This is a genomic window from Microbulbifer magnicolonia, assembly GCF_035117725.1.
GTDB lineage: Bacteria > Pseudomonadota > Gammaproteobacteria > Pseudomonadales > Cellvibrionaceae > Microbulbifer > Microbulbifer magnicolonia.
The window spans coordinates 2,131,131-2,142,373 of the sequence record NZ_JAYEFD010000001.1; the positions used below are offsets into that span (position 1 = coordinate 2,131,131).

Annotated in this window: 12 protein-coding genes; 2 read left to right on the top strand and 10 right to left on the bottom strand. The window is 62.5% G+C overall.

The features are described 5' to 3' along the window. Positions 1–38: 38 nt before the first annotated feature. From RRF64_RS09275 to RRF64_RS09295, 5 genes are all read right to left on the bottom strand, one after another. Entirely contained in the window at positions 39–740 is a 702-nt protein-coding gene (locus tag RRF64_RS09275) for a M48 family metallopeptidase (RefSeq protein WP_323845558.1), read from the bottom strand. After that, positions 737–1,168, bottom strand: a complete 432-nt coding sequence (locus RRF64_RS09280; RefSeq protein ID WP_323845559.1) for a hotdog fold thioesterase — start codon at positions 1,166–1,168, stop codon at positions 737–739. Before RRF64_RS09280 ends, RRF64_RS09275 begins: the two co-directional genes overlap by 4 nt. 200 nt (positions 1,169–1,368) lie before the next feature. Next, positions 1,369–1,938 carry a DUF2799 domain-containing protein gene (locus tag RRF64_RS09285; RefSeq protein ID WP_323845560.1) on the bottom strand — a complete coding sequence of 190 codons (570 nt, stop codon included), beginning with the start codon at positions 1,936–1,938 and terminating at the stop codon, positions 1,369–1,371. 54 nt (positions 1,939–1,992) lie between these two features. Then, positions 1,993–2,643, bottom strand: a complete 651-nt coding sequence (locus RRF64_RS09290; protein ID WP_323845561.1) for an MBL fold metallo-hydrolase — start codon at positions 2,641–2,643, stop codon at positions 1,993–1,995. Positions 2,644–2,680: 37 nt separating this feature from the next. After that, positions 2,681–3,574, bottom strand: coding sequence for a hypothetical protein (locus RRF64_RS09295; protein WP_323845562.1), 894 nt, complete (start codon positions 3,572–3,574; stop codon positions 2,681–2,683). Between the two features lie 247 nt (positions 3,575–3,821). Here RRF64_RS09295 and malT point away from each other — a divergent pair, with 247 nt between their 5' ends. Both malT and RRF64_RS09305 read left to right on the top strand, forming a co-directional pair. Next, positions 3,822–6,536, top strand: a complete 2,715-nt coding sequence (gene malT / locus RRF64_RS09300; RefSeq protein ID WP_323845563.1) for an HTH-type transcriptional regulator MalT — start codon at positions 3,822–3,824, stop codon at positions 6,534–6,536. A gap of 319 nt (positions 6,537–6,855) precedes the next feature. Further along, a complete protein-coding gene (locus tag RRF64_RS09305; RefSeq protein ID WP_323845564.1) occupies positions 6,856–8,514 on the top strand; it encodes an alpha-amylase family glycosyl hydrolase in 1,659 nt (552 codons plus the stop codon). Between the two features lie 193 nt (positions 8,515–8,707). Here RRF64_RS09305 and RRF64_RS09310 read toward each other — a convergent pair whose 3' ends face one another. From RRF64_RS09310 to RRF64_RS09330, 5 genes are all read right to left on the bottom strand, one after another. Beyond that, entirely contained in the window at positions 8,708–9,424 is a 717-nt protein-coding gene (locus RRF64_RS09310) for a carbon-nitrogen hydrolase family protein (RefSeq protein ID WP_323845565.1), read from the bottom strand. Between the two features lie 26 nt (positions 9,425–9,450). After that, positions 9,451–9,753 carry a hypothetical protein gene (locus RRF64_RS09315; protein ID WP_323845566.1) on the bottom strand — a complete coding sequence of 101 codons (303 nt, stop codon included), beginning with the start codon at positions 9,751–9,753 and terminating at the stop codon, positions 9,451–9,453. Positions 9,754–9,886: 133 nt separating this feature from the next. Continuing rightward, positions 9,887–10,138 (bottom strand): hypothetical protein, encoded by a 252-nt coding sequence (locus RRF64_RS09320; RefSeq protein WP_323845567.1) that lies wholly within the window; start codon positions 10,136–10,138, stop codon positions 9,887–9,889. A 92-nt stretch (positions 10,139–10,230) separates the two neighbouring features. Then, positions 10,231–10,536, bottom strand: coding sequence for a hypothetical protein (locus tag RRF64_RS09325; protein WP_323845568.1), 306 nt, complete (start codon positions 10,534–10,536; stop codon positions 10,231–10,233). A gap of 111 nt (positions 10,537–10,647) precedes the next feature. Then, entirely contained in the window at positions 10,648–11,106 is a 459-nt protein-coding gene (locus RRF64_RS09330) for a nuclear transport factor 2 family protein (RefSeq protein ID WP_323845569.1), read from the bottom strand. Positions 11,107–11,243: the final 137 nt, after the last annotated feature.

An 11,243-nucleotide genomic window follows, 5' to 3' on the forward strand; every position in this document is an offset into this window, starting at 1 on the left:
TTTACAAGAAAAGAAAATCGAGTAGTCGTAGGGTGCTGTCAGATCACCAGGCGGTGACCGTTATCCCGCAGCCAGCGGCGCAGCTCCCTATAGCGCGGGCAGACGCTCTCCACCAGCTGCCAGAAAGCGCGGCTGTGGTTGTGGTGCTGCAGATGGGAAACCTCGTGCGCCACCAGGTAATCCACCACCGGCTCCGGCGCCAGGCACACCAGCCAGTTGTACTGCAATTCGCCGCGGATACTGCAGTGCCCCCACTTGCTCCTGGTGCGGCGCACGCGCACGGCGCTGAATTCGAGGCCGAGCCGCTGCGCGAGTTGCGCCGATTTTTCGCTGAGCAGTGTCAGCGCTTCGCGCTGATAGAGGCGCTGCAGGGCCGCCTGCAGCTGGACTTCTTCCGCTTCTCGGTAGCGGGTATAGAGATTGATTGCCTCACCGATGCCGCTGTCGCGGGGACCAGCAGCGCGCAGCAGGGGCAGCTGTCGCCCGAGCCACGGAAAACGCTCGCCGAAAACATAGCGGTATTCGGGCACCTGCGCCGCGCGCTGGTCGGCGCGCAGCAGTTGCGCGCGCACCCACTGGATATTCTCCTGCAGGAACTGGTGCCCGTATCGCGCCGCGCAGCGCTCGGGAATACGCACCTCCACGCCGGCTTCCGCCAGTACCAACCCGAGCCGCTTGCGCCGGCGCGAGCGCACCAGCCGGTAGGGGATATCCTCGTAGAGAAATTGCTGCTCTGTCATTGTCCGCCGTGGGCCACCACCGCCATGGTGATGCGGGATATACAGTTCAGCTTGCCGCGGGGATCGGTGATGCGGATTTCCCACACCTGACTGCTGCGCCCGATATGCACCGGCCTGGCGGTGCCGGTTACCTCACCCTCCGCGACCGGGCGCAGGTGGTTGGCATTGATCTCCTGGCCGACGCAGTAGAATTTGCCGGTATCCACCACCAGATTGGCGGCGATGGAGCCGAGGGTCTCCGCCAGCACCACACTGGCGCCGCCGTGCAGTATGCCGAACGGCTGGCGGGTGCGGTGATCCACCGGCAGTGTACCCACCAGGTAGTCATCGCCGATCTCGGTGATCTGCAGGCCGATATAACCGGGCATACAGCCGGCGGCGCTCTCGTTCAACTGTTCCAGGGAAGGGGTTGTGTGCCAGATTGTCATTGGGTTACTTCCAGATTGAAAAAATTCGCGGTGGCGCAGCTGCCGGTGGCCATCCGGGAAAAAACCTCATCGGTACTGTTTACCGGCCACAGGCGCTTTTCCCGGATGGCCACCGGCAGCTGCGCCTTTGCATCGAGATTTTTGCCTCGCCCGAATGTATAGGGGTACATCTTGCGCTCACCCTGGCCAAGCGGTCAGGGTCAATAGAAAAAATCGAAACCGAACACGCCGTAGCGGAGCAGCTGCATATCCAGCAGCTGCAGCTCCCGCGCCAGTGCGCCGCGCTGGAAGCGCAGGGCGCGCATGGTTTCCTCGTTTTGGGTGCCCGACAGCGCGGCGCGCACCGAGTAGAGCTCGCGCTCGAGATAGTCGCGGCGGTCGACCAGGCGGCGGTACTCCTGCGCCACCTGATAATCCGCCAGGCCGCGCCGGTATCCATTCATAAACAGGTCGGCGGTGGGGCCGGTGCAGACGCCCTCGTAGCCGTGGCCGCGGCGGCCCTGGAAGTAGCCGTTCTCCGGCGTACAGAACTGCTCCACGCCCTCTTCGTGGCCGCGCAACCAGGCCTCGCTGTCGACGCGCACGCCGTACTCCTGGCACTTCTGCGCTATGTCGTAGACGAGCGACTGGCCGCGTCCGCGGGCGCCGTCCTGAATACCGCGCTCGTACCAGAGGCCGGCCTGGCACTCCTCCTCGGAGACCACCGCGCAGCCTGACAGCAGCGCGGCCAGGGCGAGCAGTGGGAGGCGCAATCTGTTGGCGGTTGGCATGGCGGAGTTCTCGCGGTATCGGTTACGTTTCTTGTCTTTGCGCCCCCGGCCGCATCAGCCGAAGTGCTTGTCGGCGACGAACGGGTTGGTCTGCCGCTCCTGACCGAAAGTGGACATGGGGCCGTGGCCGGGGATAAAGCGCACGTCGTCGCCGAGCGGCCAGAGTTTTTCGGTAATCGAGCGGATCAGGGTGTCGTGGTCGCCCTTGGGAAAGTCGGTGCGGCCGATGGAGCCGGCGAAGAGCACGTCGCCCACCAGCGCCAGCTTGCTGGAGCGGTGAAAGAAGATCACATGGCCCGGCGTGTGGCCCGGACAGTGGTGCACTTCCAGCACCTCGTCGCCGACGGTGACCGTGTCCCCCTGCACCAGCCAGCGGTCCGGCGTAAACGCCTCCACCGGCGGAAAGCCGAACATCTGCGTCTGCAGCGGCAGCTGCTCGATCCAGAATCTGTCTTCCTCGTGAGGCCCCTCCACCGGCAGCTGCAGCTGCTGCGCCAGCGCCGCTGTGCCGCCGACATGGTCCAGGTGGCCGTGGGTCAGCAGGATCTTTTCCAGCTGCAGGCCGCGCTCTTCGACCGCCGCCAGGATGCGGTCCAGGTCGCCGCCCGGGTCCACTACCGCCGCGCGCCTGCTGTCGTCGCACCAGAGCAGCGTGCAGTTCTGCTGAAAGGGCGTGACCGGAACCGTGTGAAATTGCAGCGACATAAGGAAAAACCCACCACTTCGGAAAATGAGCGCGGGATTATACCGTGACCGCCGCGGGAGTTCGCACACTGGTCAGCGGCCGGCGGCTGTGATTCTTCTTCAGCAGTTCGCGCAGGTCCTCGAGCAGCTGCTGGTGCACCAGGGGATTGCCCCAGTAACCGTCGTGGGCCACCAGCTGCGGCCCCCAGCTGGGCGCGCTCCAGTCCGCCAGCGGGCGCGTCTCATAGTCGCGATACACCGCCTGGTTGTAGGAGGGGCTCAGCGGTTTCAGCGGCCAGCCGAACAGGTCGTCCGGGTGGTAGAAGTTCTTCCAGCGGAAGTTGTAGCCGCGGGTATCGGCGGTCACCGCCTGGATCTGGTCGCGCGGCATGCTCGCGCACCAGAGCGGGTTGGTGGCGCCGAGGGTGTACCAGTGACTCAGGGTCTTGAGGCGCAGGAAGAGGTCGCGGCCGGAGCCCTTGTGTACGCCGCGCGGGCCGCCATCGCGCCAGAGGCCGTGGCTGATACTGTTCTTTTGCGCATCCCACAGGAAATTGGAGAGATTGATGCAGCCCACCGAGTGGCTGACCAGCACGACCGGCGCATTGTCGGAGGTGGCCGCCGCGGCCTTCTCCAGCGTGGCGTAGATCGCCTGCTGGGTCTTTTCGTAGATGCCGCCGCGCTGCTGGATATCGCCCATCTGCGCGGCGCTCTCGGCCATGCCATAGAGCATGAACTTGCGCGCGCGCAGAAAATCCATATCGCGCTTCTGCATGCCCTCGAACACCCGCTCGATATTGGTCTGCAGGTGCCCCTGGCACAAAATGGTGTCGCAGTGCAGCCGCGACCAGTCGTCGCCCAGGCCCTCGCGCAGGGCCGTGAACAACGGCTCGGCAAAACTTTCGCCCACCGCCCCCATACCCGGCGCCGCCAGAATCACTATATCCGCCATATTTGTCCCCGTTTATTGTTCTGTCTACGACGCTCAAGATACTTATAGCCAAAAAAGCGCCGGTCTTTATCGTGAATCGGGCACCGCTGATCAGTGGGAAGCTACCACTTGGTACTGCCTCTGGCAAAGAGCGCGTCCCCTCCCCCCGCCCCGGGGGGGATGTCACAAGCCTGTCGCCCTGCCACCCTCATAGTGCATAATCACGTCTGTATAAAATTCAATCACTAAAGACGACCTGCATTCAGCGATGCTATTGACCTCCAAATACAGCCTGCCGGACTGCCCGGAGCACACACTGGCGCGCCCGCGGCTGCTGTCACTGCTGAACGACAGCCACAGCGATCAGCTACTGCTAGTCACGGCGCCGGCCGGTTACGGCAAGACCACCCTGATCTCCTCCTGGGCCGCAACCCAGGACAACCCGGTGGCCTGGTACTCCCTCGATGCCAGCGACAACGAGCCCAGCCAGTTCTGCCGCTACCTGGTGGAGAGCGTGCACCGCGCCACCGGCAACGGCGTGCCGGAGACCCACAAGCTGCTCACCGCCCAGCAGCGCCCGGATCCGGCGCTGGTGATCAGCCAGCTGCTGGCGGAACTGCGCGGCCTGCCCAGCGAGCTGCGCATCGTGCTGGACGACTACCACCAGATCGACAACGAGGCGGTGCACGACGCCACCCGCTTCCTGCTGCGCCACGCCCCGGCCGGTATCGGCGTGGTGCTGACCAGCCGCAGCCAGCCGCCGCTGGGCCTGGCGTCGCTGCGCGTGCAGGGGCGCCTGCTGGAACTGGGCAGTGACGAGCTGGCCCTCAATACCGAAGAGATCGCGCAACTGCTGCGGCAGCGGCTGCCCTTTACCCTCGACAGCGACCGCGCGGAACAGTTGCACCAGCTCAGTGAGGGCTGGCCCCCGGCTGTGCAGCTGTTCGCACTTTCCGTGCGCGACCGCGAGGAAGTGGACCGCTACCTGGGCGAACTGGAGCAGGGCCACAGCCATATCCTCGACTACCTGGCGGAAGAGGTCCTCGAGCGGCTGGACCCGCAACTGCGCGAGCTGCTCGCCTGCACCTCTATCCTGACCCGCGTCAACGCCCACCTGGCGGAGCATCTCAGCGGCCTCGACGGCGGCCAGCAGCTGCTGGAGCAGGCGGCGCGCCGGGGGCTCTTCCTGCAGGCGCAGGACTCGAGCCGCCAGTGGTTCCGCTACCACCCGGTGTTTGCCCGCTTCCTGCAGCGCCAGCTCACCGACCCGGCGCGCCTGCTGGAACTGCACCGCACCGCCTGCGACACCTGGCAGCAACTGGGCCAGCCGCTGGAGGCGCTGCGCCACGCGCTGGCGGCGGAGGATAAGGAGCGGATGCGCCAGCTGCTGAGCGAACAGGGCGAGCAGCTGCTGCGCGAGGGCCAGACGCGGATACTGAACGACTGCCTCGACTGGCTCGGCGCCGACGAGCTGCGGCGCAACGCCCGCTTCACCCTGATCGCCGCCAAAATGGCGCGGGACAACTTCGAGCACGACCGCTGCGAAAAGCTGCTGGCCGCCGCCGAGAGCTGGCTGCAGCGAGAGGACCCGCAGCGCTGGCGCGAATACGAGGGCGCCTTCGCCGCCGCGCGCGCCCAGGCCGCCGTGGCCCGCGGCCAGACACTGCTGGCCAAGGAGTACGCCGAGGAGGCGCTGGGACTGCTGCGCGACGAGCAGACGGGCGAGCGCATCGCCGCCCTGCTGGTGGTCGGCGAAACCGGTTTCTGCCTCGGCGAGCTGGAGCCGGCCAGCGCGCATATGCAGGAGGTGGAGGCCCTGGCGCTCGCCGAACAGGACTACCCCAGCGCCGCCTGGGCCATCTGCCAGCAGACCGAGATCGCCATCGCCCAGGGGCTGCTGAAAAAGGCCGCGTCGCTGCAGGAGCGCGCCCAGCGACTGATCGAGGAGCACCTGCTGACCGGCCTGCCGATCTCCGAATTTATCTGCCGCCTGCGCGGACAGCTGATGTGGGAACAGGGCGACCTGGATGCCGCCGCCGCCTGCGCCCGCCGCGGCATGCAGATCAACCGCAAGGTGGGCGAGCGCTGGCTGCTGCCCGAGTACACGCTGCTGCTGAAAGTGGCCCAGGCCAGAGGGGAAAAAGAGGAATCGCTGGAGTGGCTGGCGCGCATCGACCGGCTGCTGGCCGGCGAGCGCTACCACCGCGACTGGGTTGCCAATGCCGACGCCGCGCGCATGCGCACCTGGCGCGCGCTGACCGACCAGCCGGCCATCGCCGCCTGGCTCGAACAGGCGGCGCCGGTAGCGGACAGGCCCAGCAACCACTTCGAGCAGTGCCACGGCCGCAACCATGTGCGCGCGCTGATCGAGCTGCACCGCTGGTCCGATGCCAACCGCCTGCTCAGCCGCCTGCAACAGGTGGCGCGCGAGTGCGGTCTGATCACCGACTGCCTGCGCAACCTGGTGCTCGAGGCGCACCTGCTGTGGCTGCGCGAACAGCGCGATGGCGCCGTCAACGCCATCCGCGAGGCACTGAGTATCGCCGTCGAGCGCGACTTCAGCGCCAGCTTCCTGCAGATCGGCAAACCGCTGATCGTTATCCTGAAGGCGGCGCTGGAGGACGGGCTGAGCGAGGCGGAGGCCGACAAGGCGCAGGAACTGATCCGCCTGGCGCAGCAGCAGCCGGAGCTGGACGGCGGCATCCGCATCGAGCTGGACGAGACTATCATCCGCGAAATCCTCGACAGCGACGCGGTGCCGGATTTCCTGCGCCACTCGCCGCTGACGCCGCGGGAGTGGCAGGTGCTGAACGCCATCCACTCGGGCCTCTCCAACGAGCGCATCGCGCGCCATTTCAAGGTGGCGCCGAGCACCATCAAGACCCATATCCGCAGCCTGTACCAGAAGCTGGACGTGAAGGACCGCCAGGAGGCCATCGCGCTGGCGGAGCAGATGCTGAGGTCGGTGCAGGATCAGCCCTGAACCGACGCAGACGCCCTGTAGGAGCGGCGGGGCGGCCATCCGCCGGTGGCCGCGATCGGGCTTTCGGGTGCGTCCGGACATCGCTGACTCGCGCCATCCATGGCGCTCACCCTTCGGGCGCCTTCGGCGCCCAAATTTGCTCCCGGCAAATTTGTCGCGGCCATGGGCCGCTCCTACAGCGTGTACCCAAACCTGCCAATCCTTCCCCCTCCCCCCTCGGCGGGGAGGAGGCAGCACCCGGCCAGCGACGCCATACTCACCCTATCCTTATAGGAGTGGGTCCGCCCGCAATCTCGAATAATGAAATAGGCAGTAACCTATGAGCGGCAACACCAAGAGCGGCAACAACGGGGAGTGGTGGCGCAACGGCGTTATCTACCAGATCTACCCGCGCAGCTTCTGCGACGCCAACGGCGACGGCATCGGCGACCTGCCGGGCATCACCCGCAAGCTCGACTATGTGCAGTCCCTCGGTGTGGACGCCATCTGGATTTCGCCCTTCTTCAAGTCGCCGATGGCGGACTTCGGCTACGACGTGTCCGACTACCGCGACGTGGACCCGATCTTCGGCAACTTGCAGGACTTCGATACGCTGATCGAAGCGGCGCACGAGCGCGGCCTCAAGGTCATCATCGACCAGATCCTCAGCCACTCCTCCGACCAGCACCCCTGGTTTGAAGAGAGCCGCAGCAGCCGCGACAACCCCAAGGCCGACTGGTATGTCTGGGCCGACCCCAAGCCGGATGGCAGCGCGCCCAACAACTGGATGTCCAATTTCGGCGGCAGCGCCTGGCGCTGGTGCACCCGTCGCCGCCAGTACTACCTGACCAACTTCCTCAAGGAGCAGCCGGACCTGAACCTGCACAACGCGGAAGTCCAGGAGCAGCTGCTGGCCGACCTGAAATTCTGGCTCGATCGCGGTGTGGACGGCTTCCGCCTGGATGCGATCAATCACGCCTTCCACAACCAGTCGCTGGCCAATAATCCGCCGCGCCCGCTGCAGCTGGATGAAAAAGGCCTGCCTCCGGTCAACACCTATCAGTACCAGTGGCATATCCACGACAAGTCGCAGCCGGAGAACCTGATTTTCCTGCAGCGCGTGCGCCAGCTGATGGAGCAGTACCCGGGCACCATCACCGTGGGCGAAGTCGGCGACGACAACACCCACAAGATCATGGCCGAGTACACCACCGGCGAGCGCCTGAACATGGCCTACTCCTTCGATCTGCTGACCGAGGAGTGCAGCGCACAGTTTCTACGCAATACGCTGGAGAAGAACCGCGCCGTGATCGAACAGGGCTGGCCCTGCTGGTCCATCAGCAACCACGACGTGCCGCGCTCCATCACCCGCTGGAACAAGGGCTTCGACAGCGAACAGGCCCTGGCCCGCGCGCCCCTGTTCCTGCTGATGCAGCTGACCCTGCGCGGCAGCGTGTGCCTGTACCAGGGCGAGGAGCTGGGCCTGCCGGAAGCGGACATCGCCTTCGAGGACCTGGTGGACCCCTACGGCATCAATCTATGGCCTGAATTCAAGGGCCGCGACGGCTGCCGCACGCCCATGCCCTGGGTGAACCATGGCGAGATCAACGCCGGCTTCTCCAAGGTCAAACCCTGGCTGCCGGTGCCCGAGGCGCATCACCACCTGGCGGTGAGCGTGCAGGAAGGCGACAGCCACTCGATGCTGAACCAGTTCCGCGCGCTGATCGACTGGCACCGGAAACTGTCGCCGGCCCTCGCCACTGCGTCGCAGCAGGTGTTGGACACGGACAGCGACCTGCTGGCATTCACCCGCCGCACGGACAGTGAGGAATATCTGGTGGTACTGAACCTGGGCAAGGCCGCGGAGACTTTCGCGCTGCCGGCCGAGTTTGTCGGCGCCGAGGACATCACCCCGCCCCTGTTCGGCGGCCAGTCCGACGGCGACAAGCTGTCGCTGCCGGTAGCCGGCGCGCGGGTACTGCACCTGAAGAAGAACTGAGCAACTTAAGAAGATATTTAAAAGTTTCAGAAGTGCCCCGGCGCCAGAACCGCCATTCGTCCGCCGGGGCGCTTCTACCTATCAACCCCCAAGTAGTTTGCGTACGTCTACTCTCCTTTCGACGTCTGCTTCTCTCGCCGGCCATTGGCCGGCTTTTTTTTATTCTGCGGGCCACCCTCATACAGCCGGCCAGTCAAATAACGGCCTGAAATATTTCCTGCGACTCGGTATCGAATATCAGTATGCCCTCGCTGACACCATCCAGCTGCCCGATCAATTGGCCCTGCCGGTTCCAGACTGCAGACTGGCCCGCACAGGTATTGCCGTCCGCCTCGCCCACCGCGTTGGCCATCAGCACCGGCATGCCATAGTCGCCGGCAATCACCGCCAGGCGCGCCTCCGCCCTGCCGATACCGCCCACAAACTTCGCCACGCTGGCGATATAGATATCCGCGCCCGCAGCCTCGGCTCGCTGCGCATGCTCGGGCACGGAAATCTCATAGCAGATCGCCAGCGCCGCCACAGGCCCGGCGCCCAGGGCGCGAATAGAACTCTCACCGCTGACAAAGAACGGGGTTTCGTCCGGATGCAGAATCTGTTTCGAATAGACCCGCCTGTCGCTCTCCGGCTGGAACACCAGCAGACCGATACAGACGCCAGCATCCGCTCTGGTCGGCGCGCCGACACAGATGACCACCTTTTCCCTGTCGGCCAGTTGCTGGAAGACATCCAGGCGCCTGTCGTCGGGATTTACCGCCAGCGCCTCCGCCAGTGCGGGTTCGTAACCGGTCAGTGACAGCTCCGGAAAAACAATCACCTGCGCACCGGCGGCAACAGCCATATCGATGATCCCGCAATGGCTGTCGATATTTGCCGCGATATCGCCCTTGATTGGCCTGGTTTGTGCCACACAAATTTTCACAGCAACTCCCCGGTTCAGCTGCGAACGCGCTGATAGGCAGGCTGTTCGTACTGGCCGTAGTCAACGTCCTCCGAGATCCACAATGCGGCCGATTCAGACTTTCGCTCCTCGATAGTCTTGCCAAATATCTCGACGTGAATCTCATTCATGATCTGTGCCAGTTCAGATTTGCGGGCAAGCCCCAGAAAGATACCGGCCTGCATAAACCCCTCCAGCCGGTGGCGCTCGGTCGCGGGCGCTTTATAGCCGTCCCTGGAAGCCCTGAACATTAACGTCAGCCTCCTTTTCACTTCGTCGATATAGGCCTCTCGATCCATTTTCGATTTCACCTCCAGTCAGCGCCTTTAAAACAATTTCGTAACAGGCGAGCGGTGCAATGCGGCACTCATATCGCGCAAGCTTTAGCCATTTCAACGGGCGACACGCACCGTCCACTGACTCGCCCACAGCTCAGCGTGATCCGCCGCCAATCAACCGTCCAAAAACTTGATATATCTGCAAGCCCAGCCAGACCATAGCGCCGATCAGCAGCCCTTGCACAAGAAACAGCACCGGGCAGCCAAAGATAATTGCAAGCGCAATCTTCCAGTCAAAACCCGTTGTGACAAACGGAAAAAACGGCAAAAACAATAGAGAGAAGAAATAGCAGAAACTAAACCATCCCTTTGCCACGATTTCTATTAAGGATGCCTGGACGTTCACTTTGCTATCTTATCCATTTGACACCTCCAGGTCGGTTAGATGGAGGTGCGTGTAAAAGCGGGCTAGGTTCCGTAGCAACCTGCCTGTGATTGTTATGCATTGGCAATGCGATGAAATAAATACAATGCCACAAGAATTAGCGGCACCCACAAAACAGGAGACTGATAAACTGACATAGGGCTTGATTCACCCAGATTGCTTCTTTTTGACTCCCACCACGGAAAAAACACCATCAGAATGGCAAATGTTGCCAGGCTCGTAAGAACTGAAAAAATGGCGATATAAATAACGGAGGTATTTTGCTCACCAGAAATCAGACCAGCCAAATACTGCCCTGCCCCAACGCCGAGTGGAATCAAAGCGTAACTTCTAGATTTTTTAACCGCTTCTTTATTCATTTTTTTCAACAATGCCAGTGATGTATAACGCTCGGTTTAGGGGCGACTGGAGCGTAGCGTAAGCCATCCCAGCCGCGCATTTCGCGGCGATTACAATCGCTTGTTATGTTTTTAGCGCATCTCGGTAAATACTACAGAATCCGGAACCTTTTGTAGGTCAACGCGCGTAGAATGCATCTGCTGTAGGCGCCAGCCTCCGTTCTCCTTGACTACCACCACACTTTCCAGCCACGCAACCTTCTGCGTGGACTTTTTTGAAGAAAATACGGCTTTATTCCAGTAATTCATAAGTGCGATATCTTCTCTCACATCAGTAGAAATTAGGCTAAAGAAATTTTCTCTCTTGTATTCACTTGGAGCGACAACAGCGACAAGCTCATCAATACCCCAAACCTCTCCGTTTTCAAGGAGTTCGAATTTATCCGTTACTGCCGCCCTCATACCTGAGTGGTCAATTTCCGACATTGCGGAAAATAGCGCCGTAACTGGTTCAAAAGCCGGAATCACCTGCGCTGAAACCGCCCCAGAGAATAACGATAGAGTCAACACAAGTTTTCTTATTATTTTCATGGGTTCCTCCAAATGACATAACGAGGCTGTAGAAAAACTCCGGCCCCTTCCTTCTGATTGTATTTCACCCAGAAAATCGCGTGCCTACGTGAATTCTGGCTCTATTTGGGGTGACGAAAAGCATTTTAGGGCACTCT